General features: G+C 65.5%; 14 protein-coding genes. 8 read left to right on the top strand and 6 right to left on the bottom strand.

The window, feature by feature from the left end; genetic code table 11:
- Positions 1-15 precede the first annotated feature (15 nt).
- Positions 16-675 (top strand): ABC transporter ATP-binding protein, encoded by a 660-nt coding sequence (locus tag G3N92_RS12300; protein ID WP_206127746.1) that lies wholly within the window; start codon positions 16-18, stop codon positions 673-675.
- Positions 676-852: 177 nt separating this feature from the next.
- Positions 853-1,998, top strand: a complete 1,146-nt coding sequence (locus G3N92_RS12295) for a glycosyltransferase family 1 protein (RefSeq protein WP_241014748.1) — start codon at positions 853-855, stop codon at positions 1,996-1,998.
- 63 nt (positions 1,999-2,061) lie between these two features.
- On the opposite strand, the gene G3N92_RS12290 is transcribed toward G3N92_RS12295, so the two are convergent.
- From G3N92_RS12290 to G3N92_RS12270, 5 genes are all read right to left on the bottom strand, one after another.
- Positions 2,062-2,976, bottom strand: coding sequence for an NAD-dependent epimerase/dehydratase family protein (locus tag G3N92_RS12290; RefSeq protein ID WP_206127744.1), 915 nt, complete (start codon positions 2,974-2,976; stop codon positions 2,062-2,064).
- A 17-nt stretch (positions 2,977-2,993) separates the two neighbouring features.
- Positions 2,994-5,987 carry a glycosyltransferase gene (locus G3N92_RS12285; protein ID WP_206127743.1) on the bottom strand — a complete coding sequence of 998 codons (2,994 nt, stop codon included), beginning with the start codon at positions 5,985-5,987 and terminating at the stop codon, positions 2,994-2,996.
- A 157-nt stretch (positions 5,988-6,144) separates the two neighbouring features.
- A complete protein-coding gene (locus G3N92_RS12280; RefSeq protein ID WP_206127742.1) occupies positions 6,145-7,278 on the bottom strand; it encodes a glycosyltransferase family 1 protein in 1,134 nt (377 codons plus the stop codon).
- An 84-nt stretch (positions 7,279-7,362) separates the two neighbouring features.
- Positions 7,363-8,400 (bottom strand): GDP-mannose 4,6-dehydratase, encoded by a 1,038-nt coding sequence (gene gmd / locus G3N92_RS12275; protein WP_206127741.1) that lies wholly within the window; start codon positions 8,398-8,400, stop codon positions 7,363-7,365.
- 181 nt (positions 8,401-8,581) lie between these two features.
- Positions 8,582-9,754, bottom strand: a complete 1,173-nt coding sequence (locus G3N92_RS12270) for a polysaccharide biosynthesis/export family protein (protein WP_206127740.1) — start codon at positions 9,752-9,754, stop codon at positions 8,582-8,584.
- A gap of 136 nt (positions 9,755-9,890) precedes the next feature.
- Here G3N92_RS12270 and G3N92_RS12265 point away from each other — a divergent pair, with 136 nt between their 5' ends.
- From G3N92_RS12265 to G3N92_RS12245, 5 genes are all read left to right on the top strand, one after another.
- Positions 9,891-11,054 carry a glycosyltransferase family 1 protein gene (locus tag G3N92_RS12265; RefSeq protein ID WP_206127739.1) on the top strand — a complete coding sequence of 388 codons (1,164 nt, stop codon included), beginning with the start codon at positions 9,891-9,893 and terminating at the stop codon, positions 11,052-11,054.
- A complete protein-coding gene (locus G3N92_RS12260) occupies positions 11,051-12,973 on the top strand; it encodes a capsular biosynthesis protein (RefSeq protein WP_241014746.1) in 1,923 nt (640 codons plus the stop codon). The genes G3N92_RS12265 and G3N92_RS12260 overlap by 4 nt, the downstream gene beginning before the upstream one ends.
- 50 nt (positions 12,974-13,023) lie before the next feature.
- Positions 13,024-14,451 carry a mannose-1-phosphate guanylyltransferase/mannose-6-phosphate isomerase gene (locus G3N92_RS12255; protein ID WP_206127738.1) on the top strand — a complete coding sequence of 476 codons (1,428 nt, stop codon included), beginning with the start codon at positions 13,024-13,026 and terminating at the stop codon, positions 14,449-14,451.
- A gap of 191 nt (positions 14,452-14,642) precedes the next feature.
- Positions 14,643-15,494, top strand: coding sequence for a class II glutamine amidotransferase (locus G3N92_RS12250; protein ID WP_206127737.1), 852 nt, complete (start codon positions 14,643-14,645; stop codon positions 15,492-15,494).
- 109 nt (positions 15,495-15,603) lie between these two features.
- Entirely contained in the window at positions 15,604-16,419 is an 816-nt protein-coding gene (locus tag G3N92_RS12245; protein WP_206127736.1) for a mechanosensitive ion channel family protein, read from the top strand.
- A 90-nt stretch (positions 16,420-16,509) separates the two neighbouring features.
- Here the strand turns inward: G3N92_RS12245 and G3N92_RS12240 are convergent, their stop codons facing one another.
- Positions 16,510-17,196 (bottom strand): DedA family protein, encoded by a 687-nt coding sequence (locus tag G3N92_RS12240; RefSeq protein ID WP_206127735.1) that lies wholly within the window; start codon positions 17,194-17,196, stop codon positions 16,510-16,512.
- Between the two features lie 179 nt (positions 17,197-17,375).
- On the opposite strand from G3N92_RS12240, the gene mutL reads away from it, so the two are divergent.
- A partial coding sequence (mutL, locus tag G3N92_RS12235; RefSeq protein WP_241014745.1) for a DNA mismatch repair endonuclease MutL occupies positions 17,376-18,568 on the top strand: 1,193 nt, incomplete at its 3' end.

Here is an 18,568-nt window from a genome sequence, read left to right as displayed (position 1 = left end):
GGGCCTGGAGCCGACATGATCGAGCTACTCAACGTATCCAAGACGTATCACACACGGCAAGGATCCCGCACCGTGCTCGACGACATCAACCTGCGTGTCGAGCAAGGCCAGAAAATCGGGATCCTCGGGCGCAATGGCGCCGGCAAATCGACGCTGATTCGAATGATCAGCGGCGCGGAATTGCCGTCCTCCGGCTCGGTTCACCGGAGCATGAGCGTGTCCTGGCCCCTCGCCTTCGGCGGCGCCTTTCAGGGCAGCCTGACCGGGATGGACAATCTGCGCTTCATTTGCCGCGTGTACGGCGCGGACGCCGCCGTCGCGGAACCCTTCGTCCAGTCGTTCTCGGAACTCGGCTATTACCTGCGCGAGCCCGTCAAGAGCTACTCGTCGGGGATGCGCGCACGGCTTGCGTTCGCCATCTCGATGGCGATCGAGTTCGACTGCTTCCTGATCGACGAGATCATCGCGGTGGGCGATGCGCGCTTCCACGAGAAGTGTCACTACGAGCTGTTCGAGCGGCGCAAGGATCGCTCGCTGATCATCGTCAGCCACGACGCCAGCTACATCCGCCAGCACTGCGATCGCGCCGCCGTGCTGCTTGAAGGCCGGTTGCACACGTTCGAGCACGTCGAGGACGCCTACACGTTCTACCAGGACAGCAGCCAGGCTCAATGAGCCCACTTCGCTTCGATGCCGCCGGATACCTCGTTTAAGCCCGTCCCGCTGTCGCTCCGGATTCACTGCCGCCTCGCGACCCGCCTGCCCGGCCTGCTGCTGCGCTCCGCGCGTGCCAGGCTGACGGCACCCGCGTCCGGCGCCTCGACCGAGGCAGCGCCGCCTGCGCGGCAGTTGTTGATCGACGTCTCCATCATTGCCGCGCATGACGCCGGCACCGGTATCCAGCGCGTGGTGCGCCGGCTCGCCGAGGGCCTGCTGCGCAACCCGCCGCCCGGGTACGCGGTGCGCCTCGTGCGGGCAACCCGCAAGCGGCCATACTGCTATGCCGACGGCTACGCGGAAACGCTCGCCGGTGAAAGCGCGCCGCCGCACGATGCCGGCGCGTGGCATGAAAGCCCGATCGCGATGCGTGCCGGCGACATGTTCGTCGGGCTCGATCTCTCGAGCCGGATCGTGCCGCGCCGTCAGGCCGATCTGCTCGCCATGAAGGCGGCCGGCGTGTCCGTCGCGTTCGTCGTCTACGACCTGCTGCCGGCCGTTCACCCCCACTGGTTCACGCGGCGCGCCACACGCGATTTCCGGCGCTGGCTGACGTGCCTCGGGCTGTACGCCGACGCGCTGTTCTGCATCTCGGCCACCGTGGCGGGCGAAACGCGCGGCTGGCTGGGCCGGCACTTCGGACTCGCAGCCGATGCGCTGCCGATGATCGGCGATTTCCGCCTCGGTTCCGATTTCACGACACCCGCGCCGCGCGCACCGAAGGCGGCGAATCGCGACGACGTGTTGACGCTGCTGATGGTGGGTACCGTCGAGCCACGCAAGGGACACGCGGCAGTGCTCGACGCGATGGATCTGCTCTGGCGGCGCGGCGCGCCGATCGCACTGACCATCGCCGGCCGGCCCGGCTGGCGCATCGATGCGCTGGCCGATCGGCTGCGCAACCATCCGGAAGCGGGCAAGCGGCTGACCTGGCTGCCCTCGCTCGACGATGCGGCGCTATCGCGCTGCTACGATGCCACCGACGGTCTGATCATGGCCTCGCAGGCCGAAGGGTTCGGCCTGCCGCTGGTGGAAGCCGCGTTGCACGGCTTGCCCATCCTGGCCCGCGACATCCCCGTGTTCCGCGAGGTGGCGGGCGACCATGCACGCTACTTCGCGAGCGGCAACGCAACGCAGCTGGCCGATGCGATCGAACGCTGGGCCGCCGAGCTGCGTGCGGATACGGCGCCCGACAGCCGCGGCCTGCCGCTCACGACCTGGGACGACGCAACGGCACGGTTCACCGCGCTGTTGCAGCGCGCCCTCGCACGGCAAGGCTGAAACGCGGCTGAAATGCGGGACCGCGGCGCCGCTCGGACGCCCCCGCCCGCGCCCTGCTTCACCTCATGCGCGGCCCGCGCCAGCCGCGACGCGCGCTTCGCCTTCCTTCAACATGCCGCGAATCACCTCCTCCACCGGCATCAGCGCATGCCGCTGCGGCAGCAGCGCATCGAGCCGGGTGGTGTCGCCGAGGAGACTGAACACCTCGTTGGCGCGGATAAACTCGGGCGCCGAGATCACTTCCATCTCGTGGCCGCTCACGCGGACCAGGATATCGAGCAACTCGCGCACCGAGGTGCCACGGCCCGAGCAGATGTTGACGGTCGCACCGATTGCCTTCGGCTCGCCGATCAGGCGCGCGAAGATATCGCAGGTCGAATGCACGTCGATATAGTCGCGCACCGGATCGAGCCGCCCAAGGCGGATCGAGGCGGCGCGCTCGGCGAAATGGCGCACCAGCTTCGGCACCACGAAGTTGCCGTTCTGCCCGACGCCGATCACGTTGAACGGCCGCGTGACCGTGATGTCGTGGCGATCGCTGAAATTGAACACCAGCCGTTCGGCGGCGTATTTGCTGATGCCGTAGTGGCTGACCGGCAGCGGCGTGAGATCCTCGGACAGCACGCCGGTCGGCTGATTGCCGTAGACACCCGCGGTGCTGACGAAGATCAGCCGCCGACGCCGCCCGATCGCATCGAGCCCTTGCAACAGGTTCTCGGTGCCGATCAGGTTCGTTTCGTAGTACTGCAGGGTCTTGCCCTCGGTCACCGACGACAGCGCCGCCAAGTGGATCACGACATCCGGATCGGTGTCCCTGAGCACGGCGTCGAGCTGATCGCGATCGCGCAGGTCGCAGACACGCTGCCCGTCCATTCCTTGCATCGTCGTGCCGATCACGTCGTGACCCTGCGACTGCAGGTGCTTGGCCAGGTAGCGGCCGATGAAGCCCGATATACCAGTAATCAGAATCGAAGCCATATAGTTTCCCTTCGAGATTAAAGTCCGCCCGCTTTCGCACCCGCCGCGGCCTTCGCCGCCAGGTTCGCGCGCAGCTTCTCGGCATGTGCGGCATACAGCGAATCGAGCAGCATCTGCGTGGCCTGCTTCCAGTTGCGCGGATGCCATTCCTCGCGAATCCGTTGCTCGTAACGATGCAGATCGCGCGGATGGGTCAGGTAATGACCAATGCGCTCGGCCCACGCGAACGTGTCGTTCGGATCGACGTATTCGACCAGATCGCGGCCGACCTCGCGCAGCGGATCGTTATCCGCCGTCAGGCAGAACTTGCCGTAGCTGAGGCTCTCCGGCAGCGTCAGGCTCCAGCCTTCGTAGAACGAAGGCAACAACGTGAAGCGGCAGTGACGGTACAGCACGTCCAGTTCCTCGTCCGTCGGGCTCAGCAGGATGATCCGGTCTTTCATGCGGGCGTCGGCGCGCAGGATGGTGAGGAAATCGGTGGATTTCCAGCCTTCCTTGCCGATGAACACCATCTTCGGCAATTCCGTCATGCCACGCTCGAACAGCGTGACATAAGCCTTGTACAACGTGTCGTGGTTCTTGCGCGGCTGGATCGTCCCCACCGTCATGATGAAATCGGGGCCCACGCCGAGCCGTTCCAGCACGGCTCGATCGCTGTCAGCGTCCGGCTTCCCGACGATCCGGATGTCCGACCCGAATTCCATGAAATCGCTGCGCGGCGTTTTCCAGCCGTTCTCCTGCTGGATCTGCCGGCCGTCGCGCATCGCGGTCCGGCCGCCATACACGATATGGTCGAAGTTCTGCGAGGTGAACTCGAAGAAGCGCTGATAACTCTCGCAGGTTTCCCGGTTATGCAGATGCGGCACCAGCACCGGCGTGAAATCGTAGACGAGCTGGCTCGCGATCACCGCTTCGTGCTCACGGCTCGCCTGCACCGCGGCGTTCATCAGGATGTGTTCCTGCTCGATGCCGGCGAAGAACACGATCGAGTTGTTCGGGAACCCCTTGAGCAGCGCCGGGTGATCGGGATGGCCGCCCCCCGTCGCACGGAACGGGCTGCGGAAGCCGCTGCCCGCGCTCTCGTGGTGATTCCAGAAATCGTGGAAGCTCTGATAGGCCGTGCTCAGATCCTCGTCGGGGAAGAGCCAGAGCAGCATGTCGTGCGGGATCTCGAACATGTAGCCGTCCTGATCCTTCGCGAAGTAATGCGTCTTCGGCGCCAGTTGATGCAGGTAACGCGCGAACGTCAGCTCCGCGCGGATGATGCCGTTCACACCGCCACGCCAGAGCAGGAAGGTCAGCGACAGATCCATCCAGATTTCGGGCGGCTTGCGCACCGGCGTCTTCTGCTCGTCGACGAAACGGTTCACGTGCTTGTGGATCGACCCGGCCGTGTCGAGCCAGGTGGTGACGGCCCAGTCGCGCACGATGCGCTTCTCGAAGCCGCGCAGCGCCGCGTCGTCGTGCGCATAGTGATGGATCTTCTCGGCCCAGCTGCGCGCGTCCCACGGTGCGACGTAATCCACCAGGTCGCCACCGATCTCGCGCAGCGGCGGGGTGTCGGCCGAGAGGCAGAACTTGTGCTGGCTCAGACTCTCCGGCAGCGTCAGGCTCCAACCTTCGTAAAGCGTCGGCAGCACCGTGAAACGGCAATGCTTGTAGAGCACGGCGAGCTGCTTGTCGGTGGGCGACAGGCGAATGACCTTGCCTTTCAGACGCGGATCGCGGTCGATCGAATCGACCAGATCGGCGATCTGGCCCATCGCGCGCCCGCACATCACCAGCTGCGGCATATCCTCGAGTTGCTCGGTCTGCGCGATCAGGTAGGCGCGATAGAGCACGTCGTGGTTCTTGCGCGGCTCGAGCGAGCCCACTGTGATGATGAACTTGCCGGTGATGCCGATCTCGCGCAGGATCTTTTCGTCATCGCCCGAATCGACGAGCTTGACGATGTCCGAGCCGAACTTGACAGCCTGCCCCGGCGGCGACGGCCATTTCATCTGCGCCTGCAGCGCGTTGGTGTCGTGCTTGGCGGTTTCGCCGCCGAACAGCATGAAGTCGGCGTTCGCGGAAATCCACTTCACGTAGGCTTCGAACATTCTCTGGCCATCGTCCGAGTAGAGATGGCGCGTTTCGGGGCGCAACAGGATGATGTCGTACACGAGGTAGACGACAAAGAACTCCGGGAAAGCCGCCTTGATACGTTCGAAATAGGATTCCTTCTGGGTGCCCATCCAGCCGACGCTGACCACCACGTCGCCGGGCCCGTAGGGATGATACAGGGTCGACTGCGCCGGCAGGTCGAGCTCGATCTGGTGTGGCGTCGACGGCTTGGCGGCAGCGTCGGAAGCACGATAGCGATCGAAGGTGGTCATGTAGGCGTCGGCGACGTTGTCGGCCTCGAACAGCCACGTGAGCTGCTCGACAGGAACCTCGACGAAGCCGTTGCCCTTGAACATCGAGAAGCGCACCGACGGATCGATCTTCCGCAGGCCGTACGCGATCTCGAGTTCGGCGCGCACGATGCCGACCACACCATTGCGCCACTCCAGCGAGTTGGTCAAATCGAACCAGAACGTGCGCCCATCGCGCTTGGACACGCGCGCCGGCCCGATTTTGCTCGATGGCACCACGATCGGCGGCGCGATCTGGGGTTGCGCCGGCGCCGCCGGCTGGGGCGCGTCGGCCGCTGCCGGCACCACGACCTCCGCCGGCGTGTGCGGCACGGCCGGCTGGGCAGCCGGACGCGGTTCAAGCGCGTTCAGCATGCGGCGCAGCGGCGAACGCATCTGACGGCGGTGACGCTCGATGCTCTCGTCGAGCCCGTACACCGCCGCAGCATAACGCCGCCCTTCTTCCGACTGGCGCAGATCGGACAGCACGCGCAGTTTGCCCGCCGAGCGGGTGAGCATCACGGAATAATGCCGGAACCCTTCCGGATCCGCCGGTCGCCCCAGCAGCGTGTGATACGCCTGTTCGATGAAACGCCGTCCGTCGAGGGCCAACAGCATGTCAACGGTCACCCCGGACTGCGACGGATCGGAAAAATTAGTGTGCTGATTCATTCTGAATGACTAAGAAAGATCTAACGTGAATTGGCTGTCTAAGCAATCGGGAATGCGTTGATGCCACTGCGTGTGCCGCCATGCCCTGCCGGCGCCGTTCAAGCTAACGCTCAGCTTCCAGGCGCTGGCACAGCGCCAGCGTATGCACGGCACAGCTCGCCCAATCGCGGCGAGCCGCCACTTCGCGCCCCTGCGCCTTGGCCGCAGTGCGCCAGGCATCGTCCGACAAGATCCGTTCGATGCCCGCGAGAAGTTCGTCCTCATGATCGGGACTCACGAGCAACGCGGCGCCACCGGCCACCTCGGGCAACGACGTGCTGTTCGAGGTCAGCGTCGGCACACCGCTCGCGAGTGCTTCCAATACCGGCAGACCGAAGCCTTCGTAGACCGAAGGAAACAGGAACGCGTGTGCACCGGCATACAACATCGGCAGCGAGGCTTCCGGCACATAGCCCAGATAGCGCAGCCAGCCTTCATTTTCCGCGCGTGAAATCTGTGCGAGCAACACCTCGTCGAGCCAGCCGCGGCTTCCCGCCAATACCAACGGCCAGCGGCGCAGCACCGCCTCGGGCAACCGCCCGTAGGCGGCGATCAAGCGGTCGACGCGCTTGCGCGGTTCAAGGGTCGAGACACATAACGCGTAGCCACCCGCGGCAAGCCCGAGCTCGGCAAGCGGCGCGGCCAACTCGGCCGCATCGCGCGGGCGGTACTCGGGCGCCACGCCGAGCGGAATCGCCGTGATCCGATCGAGCGGCCATCCGAAAAATTCGGCCACCTCGGCGCGCGTCGCCTCGGAATCGGTGATCAGGTGCCTTGCGCGCGCAAGCGTTGCGCCGAACGCCGTTTCGAAATGCCGAATGCGCTCGACGGGATGCGTTTCCGGAAACTTGAATACCGACAGATCATGGACCGTCGCGACGCCACGCTCTGCGATTTCAGGCAGGAAATAGTTAGGACCGTGAAAGAAACCCGACCGCAATTCGCGACGCAACCGCCAGCGCTGCAAGCGCCGCGCGCGACGCTTGCCCAGCAGCGTCTGCAGAACGCTTTTCGGCGGCGTGCCGGCCTCTTGGGGCCGCAACAGCGCGGCGGGATCGTCGATCCAGCGCTCGCCATGCAACAACCGCGGCGCCTGGCCCGGCGCGAGAGTCTGATAATGGCGCGCGAGTTCCCAGGTATAACGCCCGATGCCGGTCAACGGATGCGCGATCGCATCCACGGAAAGAATCAATTTCACGCAATGATTTCCTTCGATCGGCCGGGACGGAATCGCCTCCGCCGCCGGCCGGCCATGCAGCGTCACGCGCGCATGGCGATGCGATCAGAACGACGCGCCGGCCTCGTTGCGGCGGATGTCGGCCTCGACCATCATCTGGCAGAGCTGTTCGAGCGTCGTTTCCGGCTTCCAGCCCAGCTCGTCATGCGCCTTCTTGGGATCGCCGATCAGCAGCTCGACTTCCGCCGGACGGTAGAAGCGCGGGTTGATCTTGACGAGCACCTTGTTGCTGGCGCGATCGATACCGACCTCGTTTTCCTCGCTGCCTTCCCAGGCCAGATCGAAGCCGGCTGCCTTGGCCGCCATCGTCGCGAAATCGCGAACCGTTTCCGTGCGATTCGTGGCCAGCACATAGGTGTCCGGCACTTTGGCCTGCATCATGCGCCACATGCCTTCGACGTATTCCTTCGCATAACCCCAATCGCGCTTCGCATCGAGATTGCCGAGTTCGAGTGCGTCCTGTTGACCGAGCTTGATGCGCGCCATCGTATTGGTGATCTTGCGCGTCACGAACTCCTGACCGCGCAGCGGCGATTCGTGATTGAACAGGATCCCGCTGCACGCGAACATGTTGTAGCTCTCGCGATAATTAACCGTAATCCAGTGCGCGTAGAGCTTGGCAACGCCATACGGGCTGCGCGGATAGAACGGCGTGGTTTCCGTTTGCGGAATGGCCTGCACCTTGCCGAACATTTCCGACGTGCTGGCCTGGTAGAAACGAATTTCCGGATTGACGATGCGAATCGCCTCCAGCAGGTTCAGCGCGCCGACGCCGGTGATTTCGGCCGTGGTGACGGGCTGGTCGAACGAGACGCCCACGAAGCTCTGAGCCGCGAGGTTATAGACTTCGCTGGGATTCGCCGTTTGCAGCAAGCGCAAGTTGGCGCTCATGTCGGTCAGGTCGCATTCCACCAGCTTCAGATTCGGATGATCGGCGATACCGATATCCTCGATACGCCAGAAATTAACCGAACTGGTACGCCGATACGTGCCGTAAACCGTATAGCCTTTCTCGAGCAGCAACTGCGCGAGATAAGCGCCATCTTGACCAGTAATGCCCGTGATAATTGCTGTCGTAGTCATCGATAATCTCAAATTAATCAGACAAAAATCTCAGGCTTTAAAAATCATTAAATGATCAGCCCGTAATTCTTAACAAAAAAACTCCGGCAAGTTTCTCGTCGAACGCGAATCGAAAATGCCTGGCATGAGCCACCGATTCACAGAATGACCGACGAAAAGCTTGCCGGAAGATACACAAAACTCAACGAGTGACCTGATACCCGGTAAGAACCGGATAAGCGACCGAGAACACCACATTCACGAACTTCTGCAGTTCCGCGACCGGCGCGTTCGATACGTACAGAATGTCCTTGTTGTCCATCATGAAATTCTGTGCAACGAAAAAGGCGTTCGGATCCCGAAGGTTCACGCGATAGACGACCGGCACCTTGCCATCGGCCGTGGTCTTGACCGGCTTGTTGAGCCACGGCAGCGCCTTCGCATCCTCGAGGCGGAAAATGAACACGCCCTGAGCATCCGAACGGGAATCCTGCAGCCCGCCCGAACGTGCGATCGCCTGCGCCAGCGTGATGCCTTGCGCCTCGAAACCGATCTCGTCGTTCTTGCCCGTCGCGCCCATCGCCATGAAGCTGTAGGGCTGGAACAGCGCCGTCACGACATCGCCCGCATGCAGCGGCACGTTTTGCCGCGGATCGCGGATCACCGCCTGCAGCGGCATCGACACAACGCGATCGCCGCGCGTAACCTGGATCGTCATTTTGTCGACCGGCTGCTTGACGCCCCCGGATTCCGCCAGGATGTCGAGCACGCGCTCGCCGTGCGCCGTCAGCGGCAAACGGCTGCTGTTCGCGACATCGCCGACCACCGTGACATACGAGGTGGCGTTATTCGACAGCCTTACGAGAACCTGCGGATCGTGCGCGATATTTTTCAAACGCCCGACAATTGCATTCTGCAATTGCAGCGGCGACAGGCCCACGGCCTTCACCTGCCCGACGAACGGCACGTTGATGGCGCCATCGCCGTTGATCATCTGTTCCGGCAGCACCGTGACCGGCGCGGCGCCGCTGCCGGCGCCCTTCGCGTCGTCGCGGCCGCCCGAGGCGCCGAACAACGTGGCGGGCGGGGCTTCCCAGATGGAAATTTGCACCGTATCGCCAATACCGAGGCGCTGGTTGAATGCAGCCTGGCTGCCCAGCAGCGTCGAGAACGTACCCGACTCCCGCTCCGCGTAGAGCTGACGCGCGATATCGTTGGTGACATCAACGACCTGAATCCCATCGCTGCCGACCTGTGCGGCGGCCTTGCCGATCTGCGACGCGCTCGGACCCGAAGTGGGAATGGACGAACACCCTGCGAGGACACCGCTCAACGCAACTGCCATGCAACCCAATCGAAATGTCTGACGCAACATTTAAACCGACTTAGAAAATAAATTGTCGTGTATTGTCGCATGCCGTAAGTTAAGATAACCATTCTGCAACAAAATAAATGTTGCGAAGCAAAGAGGTGGTCAAACACCGCCGCAACGGACAGATTCGCTCGCTACCGTGTCATTATTACTTCTCGATGTAACCCGGCTACTGAATCGGTTTTATGACGGCACCTTGCCGACCGGGGTCGATCGCGTCGGCATCGCCTATATCGAGAAGTATGGCTCGCGAGCGCGAGCCGTGTTGAGCGAGCGCGGCCACATGGTGCGCCTCGGCGAGCAGGATTCCCAACGCGTTTTTCGCTGGCTCACGGCGCAGGGCGCCGCGTCGCGGCACGACATTCGTCTGATGGTCGCCAAGGCCGTGATGCTGGGCTGGCGCCGCTCCGCGCAGGCGCCGGGCATCCTGCTCAACACCAGCCATACCGGCATGGAATTCGGCCGCTATTATCGGAACGCCGCGGCGCTCAAGGCCCGCTCGGCCTTCATGATTCACGACCTCATTCCGCTCACGCACGCCGAATATTGCCGGCCCGGCGTCGATGCCACGCACCGCCAGCGCGTTCGCACGGCGCTCGCCCACGCCGATGGATTGATCGCGAATTCCCAGGCCACCTACGACGCGCTCGCGCAAGAGGCAAAAATTGCCGGTCTTGCGCTGCCGCCGACGGTCGTCGCCCTGCTCGCCTCGGGCATGCAGCAACGGCAGCGCTCGGTCGACGCACCGCTCGCGCAGCCGTACTTCGTGATGCTCGGCACGATCGAGCCCCGCAAGAACCACTGGATGCTGCTGCACGTGTGGCGGCGCATGGTGGAGGAGCTCGGCGCGAGCGCGCCGAAGCTCGTGATCATCGGCCGCCGCGGCTGGGAATGCGAGAACGTCGTCGACATGCTCGAACGCTGCGAGGCGATTCGCGGGTTCGTCATCGAAAAATCGAATTGCTCCGACGAAGAAGTGCAGGCGTGGCTGACGCATGCGCGCGCGCTGCTGTTTCCCTCCTTCGCCGAAGGCTACGGCATCCCGCTCGTCGAGGCCCTGGAACTGAACGTGCCGGTGCTCGCGAGCAGGCTCGGTGCGTTCGAGGAAATCGCCGGCGATATTCCGGACTATCTCGATCCGCTCGACGGCCCCGGCTGGCGGCGCGCCATCGAACACTATGTCAAGCCGGATTCGCCCGAACGCGCGGCGCAATGCGCCCGTATCGCGCGCTTCGTCCCGCCGTCCTGGGATACGCATTTCGATTGCATCGATTCGCTCCTCGACAGGTTGAGCCGGTCATGAACCCCGGCAGCCGCCTCCTTGCCGCGCCGCCGGCCGGTCACGGCAGCGCGCTTCGCGCGAACGCGCGCGCGGCGGCGCCATGTGGCCCGGTCTGGTCGATGCGGCGCGGCCTGCCGCTTTCGGCGTTTCGCGATGTCGTCGCCAACGATACGCGAGACACCTGGAGCCGGGTGCTCGGCACGCTGCTCGAACAGCCGGCGGCCTCGTCCACGCCGCTCACGCCGCTCATGCACCGCGCCGTCTCGGCACGCGCGGTGGCGGGCCCGCATGCGTTCCCGCCGCTTCCCCCCGAATGGCACGGCAGCGCCGCGCCGCGGGTGCTGGTGATCGACGAGCGTGCACGCGGCAGCCGCGGCGATCGACGGCAACGCGAGCAGGCATTCGCGAAGCTGATCGACACCGCGCTAGCCCGGCACCCGGGCGCCGAGATCTGGGTCGCCCCCTCGAGCGACGCCGGACGCGGCGCCTGGCTCTCGCACGGCCGCCCGGCCGGTTCGGCCGGGCGTCTTCGGCGCATCGACGTGCCCGGCGCCATTTGCGCGATGCTGCCGGACGTCGAACGCGTCTACACGGTGGCGGCCTCGGAGGGCATGCATGCGCTGATGGCCGGCAAGCCCGTCGAGGTATTCGGCATGCCGAACTATGCCGGCTGGGGCTTGACGCAGGATCACGCGCCGTTGCCCGAGCGCAAGGCCAGGCCCACCCTGGCGCGGCTGTTCGAATGCCTCTATCTGGAACTGGCCGTCTATCTCGATCCCGCAACCTTTCGGCAAGGCAGTCTCGACCAGGTGTTGAGCCACCTCGAATTGCAGGCGGCGGTGCGCTCGCGCTTCGGCACGCTGCAACGCGTGGCCGGCCTGCGCTTCCAATACTGGAAACGGCCGTTCGCCACCCCCTACCTGCTGGCCGGCGACGGCCAACTGCGGTGGGAGGACGAGCCCAAGCGCATCGCGCGCGGCGAAACCGCCGCGCTTTGGGGCGGCCGCAATCTCGACGCACTTCCTTCGCATGCCGAACCACTGTGGATCGAGGACGGCTTCATTCATTCGACCGGCCTCGGCTCGGACATGATCGCGCCGCGCAGCCAGGTTCTGGATCGAAGCGGGATCTATTTCGATGCGACGCGCCCCAACGATCTCCTGACGATCCTGAACGGCACCGAATTCGGCGACCCCGAACTGGCCCGCGCCCGCGCGCTGCGCGGCCTGCTCGTGGCGCACGGCATCACCAAGTACAATCTGGGCAGACGCCGCCCCGCCTGGCGACAGCCGGCCGGCCGGCACGTCGCGCTGGTGATCGGGCAGGTCGCCGACGATGCGTCGATCCGGCTCGGCACCGCCGCGATCCGAACGGCCGACGAACTGCTGCAGGCCGTGCGCGAGCGCGACCCGGCGGCCTTCATCGTCTACAAACCGCATCCCGACGTGTTGTCGGGCAATCGCCAGGGCCTGATCGCAGCCGAAGCGCTGGCCGATGCGGTGGACGCCGACGCCGACATCGTCTCGCTGATCGAGGCCTGCGATTCGGTCCACACGCTGTCGTCGCTGGCAGGATTCGATGCGCTGTTGCGCGGCAAAACCGTGCACACCTACGGCCTGCCGTTCTACGCCGGATGGGGCCTGACCGTCGACGCCCTGCCGCAGCCGCGCCGAACCCGCCCGCTCACGCTCGACATGCTGACGGCGGGCGCGCTGCTGCGCTACCCGGTCTACTGGGATTGGCGGTTGAACATGTACACCACGCCCGAGGCCGTCGTGCATCAGCTCGCCCCGGCGGCGGCACGATCGCTGGCCCCGCTGCGCGGAGATCGCTGGCGGCAGGCTCGCAAGATATCGCGCTGGCTTCGCAATGTCGCGGCGCACGCACTCTGGCGCTACCGGCATGCCGGCGGGCGGCCAGCAAGACTCGATACGCTTTGATGCTTCATTGACCGGATTTTCCCGAAACTTCTCGTTAAAAAGACAGCCCGATGAATATTATTCCGATCATTTTGTGCGGTGGTAAAGGCACACGCCTGTGGCCCATGTCGCGAGGGGGCTATCCGAAACAATATCTGAAGCTGACCGGCGACCACACGCTCGTGCAGCAGACCGCCCATCGCCTGCGCAACATCCCCGATGTCGCCGCGCCGATCGTCGTCAGCAACGCCGAACAGCGCTTCCTGGTTGCCGAGCAGTTCCGCCAGATCGGCATCACGCCGTCGTCGATCGTGCTCGAGCCGTCGCCCCGCAACACCGCGCCGGCCATCGCCGCCGCCGCGCACCTGGCCATTCAGGCCCAGCCCGATGCGCTGTTGCTGGTGCTGCCGTCCGATCACGTGATCCAGAACGAGGATGCGTTCGTCGAGGCGGTCCTGAACGCGTCGAAGGTCGCGGCGGAAGGCCAGCTCGTCACGTTCGGCATCGCGCCGAAAGGCCCGAACACGGGCTACGGCTACATCCGCCGCGGCGCGGCGATCGACGCGGGCGCGGCCGTGTATCGCGTCGACGCGTTCATCGAGAAGCCCGATGCGGAAAAGGCGCAGCGCCTTCTCGACGAAGGCGGCTACTACTGGAACAGCGGCATGTTCCTGCTGAAGGCCTCCACCTATCTCGACGAACTGCGCGAACTCGCGCCCGAGATCGCCAGCCAGACCGAGCTGTCGATCGCCACGGCCAGCCGCGATGCGGATTTCGTCCGTCTGGGCCAGGAAGCATTCGATGCGAGCCCGAGCGAGTCGATCGACTACGCCGTGATGGAAAAGACCGCACGCGCGGCCGTGGTGGAAACGGTCGATCTCGGCTGGGACGACATCGGCTCGTGGAGCGCGCTGGCCGATATCGCGGAGAAAAACGAACAAGGCAACACGGCGCTCGGCGATACCTACCTCGACGGCGTGACGAACTCGTACATCCGCGCCGAGCACCGCATGGTGGCCGCGATCGGCGTCGAGGATCTCGTGATCGTCGAAACGGCCGACGCCGTGCTGGTCACGCACCGCGACAAGGCCCAGGACGTCAAGAAGATCGTCGAATGGCTCAACGCCTCGGGCCGCCACGAATCGGTCACGCACCGCCGCGTCGTCCGCCCGTGGGGCGACTACGAAGGCATCGATCAGGGCGATCGCTTCCAGGTCAAGCGCATCGTCGTGAAGCCGGGCGAAAAGCTCAGCCTCCAGATGCACCACCACCGCGCCGAACACTGGATCGTCGTGAAGGGCACCGCGCTGGTCACCAACGGCGACAAGGAAATCATGTTGACCGAAAACCAGTCGACCTACATTCCGCTCGGCGCCACGCACCGCCTCAGCAACCCGGGCAAGATTCCGCTCGAACTGATCGAAGTGCAATCGGGCTCGTACCTCGGCGAGGACGACATCGTCCGCTTCGAGGACACCTACGGCCGCGCGCCGAAGTAAGCATCGCGCCACACCCGCGCCGCCTTCGCGGCGCGTTCGTCCGTGCTGCACGACCTGCATGCATCCGCCCCGGGCGGCACGGACGCCCTTCCCGCCTCGCCCCCGCGTTTTCCGCTATCCTCGCCAGCATCCCGTCCGGCATCGGCGTGACGTTCCCGCGCGCCCGCCCATTCGCTGCAGGAGGCTCCCCCATGTGCCGCTGGCTCGCCTATACCGGCAACCCCATCCAGCTCGAAACCGTCCTGTTCCGGGCCCGCCACTCCCTGATCGACCAGAGCCTGCACTCGCGTCTCGGCGCGACCACCACCAATGGCGACGGCTTCGGCATCGGCTGGTACGGCGGCCCCGACGAAATCCCGTTCCGCTACCGCTCGGTCCACCCGGCCTGGAACGACCGCAACTTGCGCGAAGCGGCGCGCGCGATCCACTCGCCGCACTTCGTCGCGCACATTCGCGCGGCCACCGATACGCCGATCCAGGAAACCAACTGCCACCCGTTCCGGCACGGCCGCTGGCTGTTCGTGCATAACGGGCTGATCCGCCGCTATCACAAGCTGCGTCACGACCTGATGATGCGCATCGATCCGGCGCTGTTCCACTCGGTCGAAGGCTCGACCGATTCCGAAGTGATGTTCCACCTCGCGCTGACGTTCGGCCTCGAGCACACGCCGCTGCCGGCGCTGGAGCGGATGGTCGGCGCGATCGAGGAGGCGGCTGCAAAGCATCGCGTCGAGCACCCGATCAACATGACGGTGTGCGCCACCGACGGCGAACGCATCGTCGCGGTGCGCTATTCGAGCGAGCGCCAGTCGCGCACGCTGTTCCACAGCACGTCGTTCCGCCATCTGCACGAGCTCTACCCCGACGATCCGCGCATCGCGGCGGTGGGCGACGACGCGTTCCTGGTGCTCTCGGAGCCGCTCGTCGATCTGCCGCATGCCTGGGAAGCGATCCCCGAAAGCACGGCGATCGTCGCGCACGGCGGCACCGTCGAGCAGGTGCCATTCACGCCGCGCATGCCGCACAACGGCGTGCATCGCTGATCCGCCGATGGCCGCGCGGGCCGCGGCCGGTTGCTCCTGAAGGCTCGCGCAGGTATAACTGCGCAGCCGGGCGCACGTCGCGCCCCGATTTCATCGTTTAGGAGAACGCATGGTGGATCTCGCGAACGCGCAACAATTCCTGATGACGCGCGGCATGGATTTCGGCCTCAAGGTGATCGCGGCGATCGCGCTGTGGATCGTCGGCCGCTGGCTGATCCGGCTCGCCACGCGCCTGCTCGGCCGGCTCGTGCAGCGCAGCGGCAAGGTCGACACGACCCTCGCCTATTACATGTCCTCGGTGGTCAGCGTGCTGCTGACGATCGTCCTGATCCTCGCGATCCTGCAGGTGTTCGGGGTTCAGACGACCTCGTTCGCCGCGCTGCTGGCCGGCATCGGCCTGGCGGTCGGCACGGCCTGGGGCGGGCTGCTCGCGCACTTCGCGGCGGGCGTGTTCCTGCAGGTGCTGCGCCCGTTCAAGGTGGGCGATTCGATCTCGGCGGCGGGCGTCAGCGGCACCGTCAAGGAGCTCGGGCTGTTCAGCACGACGATGCTGACGGGCGACAACGTCGTCACGATCGTCGGCAACAACAAGATCTTCTCGGACACGATCTCGAACTACAGTGCGACGACGCACCGCCGCGTGGATCTGACCGCGCGAATCGCGAACGGCGTCGATGCGAAGGAAGCGATCGAGAAGCTGCGCGCGGCGATCCTGCGGATCCCCAACGTGATGACAACGCCCGCGCCCGATCTCGGCATCTTGCAATTCACGCCGGAAGGCCCGGTGCTGTTCGTGCGTCCCTGCACGCCGCCGGGCACGTACTGGCAGGTCTATTGCGACGCCCAGCACGCGATCCTCGAGACGCTGCGCGACGCCGGCTATCCGACGCCCGAAACGCCGACGATCCAGCGCACGGCCGTCTGACGCCGCCCGGCAAGCCAAAAAACAACGCCCGCTCGGCCAGAGCGGGCGTTTTGCTTGTAGCGGCGCTGCGGCGCAGCGCGACGGCCGCCGTCAGCCGCGTCCGCGCTCGCCGCCGCGCGGCGCATTCGAGCGGCTGCGCAGCAGCTTCCACAGCCCGCCGATCACCACCGGCACGGCGGCCGCGCCGATCCCGACCAGCACGATCACGTTCAGGTACTGGCGGATGAACGGAATGTTGCCGAAGAAATAGCCGAGCAGCGTCAGCAGCAGCACCCACAGCAGCGCGCCGGCGATGTTGAAGAACTGGAAGCGCGCGAAGCCCATCTGCGACACGCCCGCCACGAACGGCGCGAACGTCCGCACCACCGGGATGAAGCGCGCGGCGACCAGCGTCTTGCCGCCGTGGCGCTCGTAGAAATCGTGGGTTTTCTGCAGCGCGGCGCGGTCGAGGAAGCGCTCGAGCACGGGAACCCGCGTGTCGAACACCTTCGGGCCGATCGTGCGGCCGATCAGGTAGTTGACGGTGTTGCCGAGCGTGGCGGCCGCCAGCAGCAGCACGATCAGCGCCGCGACGCTCATCTCGCCCGATGCGGCGAACGCGCCGGCGATGAACAGCAGCGAATCGCCCGGCAGGAAGGGCAGGATCACCAGCCCGGTCTCGCAGAACACGATCAGGAACAGCACGAGATACACCCAGGCGCCGTATTGCCGGATGAACTGGCCCAGGAACGCATCGATGTGCAGGACAAGACCGAAAAAATGGAGCAGCGTATCCAAATGCGTTTCCTTCCAAATCGAGATAGTGCAGGAGCGACAGCGCCTGGAGGCCAGGCGCGACCCGCGGGAATGATACCGAAAGAAGCTTAAGGGCCCGTGAAAAAATCGCCGCCGGCCGAGCTCGAACGGGGCCGGATGCGCCCTCGGTGAGCCGGGCGCCGCGTCGTTATAATTCCGCCATGTCCGAATTCACCGATTCCGCCGCCGACGACGCAGCCACCGCCTCCCCGGCCGTGCCCGCGTCCAGCCCGCGCCCGCTGCGCGCGATCCAGCCGCTGCCCGACCAGTTGATCAGTCAGATCGCGGCCGGCGAGGTGGTCGAGCGTCCCGCATCCGTCGTCAAGGAACTGCTCGAAAACGCACTCGACGCGGGGGCCTCGAGCCTGCGCATCGTGCTCGAGGAAGGCGGCGTCAAGCGCATCTCGATCACCGACGACGGCTGCGGCATCCCCGAAAACGAACTGCCGCTCGCGCTGATGCGCCACGCGACCAGCAAGATCCGCTCGCTCGACGAGCTCGAATCGGTCGCCACGCTCGGCTTTCGCGGCGAGGCGCTGGCCTCGATCGCATCGGTGGCCGACGTGTCGATCACGAGCCGCACCGAGCAGGCCCAGCACGCCACGCGCATCGACGCCGACACCGGCGCGCTGTCGCCCGCGGCCGGCACGCGCGGCACGACGATCGAAGTGCGCGAGCTCTACTTCAACACGCCGGCGCGCCGAAAGTTCCTCAAGAGCGAGCAGACCGAGTTCGGCCATTGCCTCGAAATGATCCGCCGCGCGGCGCTGGCGCGGCCCGACGTGGCGATTTCGGTGCTGCACAACGGCAAGGCCGTCGAGCACTGGAACGCGAGCGAACCGCCGGTGCGCGTCTCGAAGATCCTCGGCGACGGCTTCGCCACCGCGCATCTGCCGCTCGACGAACGCGCCGGGCCGCTCGCCGTCTACGGCTGCGCGGGCCTGCCCACGGCGAGCCGCGGGCGCGCCGATCAGCAGTATTTCTTCGTCAACGGCCGCTTCGTGCGCGACAAGCTGCTCACGCACGCGGTGCGCGCCGCCTACGAAGACGTGCTGCACGGCGATCGTTACCCGTCCTACGTGCTGTTCCTCGATCTGCCGCCGGAAGCGGTCGACGTGAACGTCCATCCGTCGAAGATCGAGGTGCGGTTCCGCGATTCGCGCTCGATCCACCAATACGTGTTCCACGCAGTGCAGCGCGCGCTGGCGCGGCACGCGGGCGCCTCGCCGGAAACCACGGCGGGCGGCCATGCCGCGCATCTGACGCCGTCCGGCGCCCCGGCCTTGTTCGAACGCCCGGCGCTGGCGCTGGGCGCGGGTGCGGGCGAAAGCGCGGCGGGCAGCACGACGGGCGA

It is taken from the genome of Burkholderia sp. Ac-20379 (assembly GCF_017104645.1).
Lineage (GTDB): Bacteria > Pseudomonadota > Gammaproteobacteria > Burkholderiales > Burkholderiaceae > Burkholderia.
The sequence above is the reverse complement of the archived record's forward strand: the minus strand, read 5'-3'. Positions and strand labels throughout refer to the sequence as shown.

Coding starts and splice junctions, on each gene's coding strand:
- G3N92_RS12300 (WP_206127746.1), top strand. CDS start 16: ATGATCGAGCTACTCAACGTATCCAAGACGTATCACACACGGCAAGGA.
- G3N92_RS12290 (WP_206127744.1), bottom strand. CDS start 2,976: ATGGCTTCGATTCTGATTACTGGTATATCGGGCTTCATCGGCCGCTAC.
- G3N92_RS12285 (WP_206127743.1), bottom strand. CDS start 5,987: ATGCTGTTGGCCCTCGACGGACGGCGTTTCATCGAACAGGCGTATCAC.
- gmd (WP_206127741.1), bottom strand. CDS start 8,400: ATGACTACGACAGCAATTATCACGGGCATTACTGGTCAAGATGGCGCT.
- G3N92_RS12270 (WP_206127740.1), bottom strand. CDS start 9,754: ATGTTGCGTCAGACATTTCGATTGGGTTGCATGGCAGTTGCGTTGAGC.
- G3N92_RS12260 (WP_241014746.1), top strand. CDS start 11,051: ATGAACCCCGGCAGCCGCCTCCTTGCCGCGCCGCCGGCCGGTCACGGC.
- G3N92_RS12255 (WP_206127738.1), top strand. CDS start 13,024: ATGAATATTATTCCGATCATTTTGTGCGGTGGTAAAGGCACACGCCTG.
- G3N92_RS12250 (WP_206127737.1), top strand. CDS start 14,643: ATGTGCCGCTGGCTCGCCTATACCGGCAACCCCATCCAGCTCGAAACC.
- G3N92_RS12245 (WP_206127736.1), top strand. CDS start 15,604: ATGGTGGATCTCGCGAACGCGCAACAATTCCTGATGACGCGCGGCATG.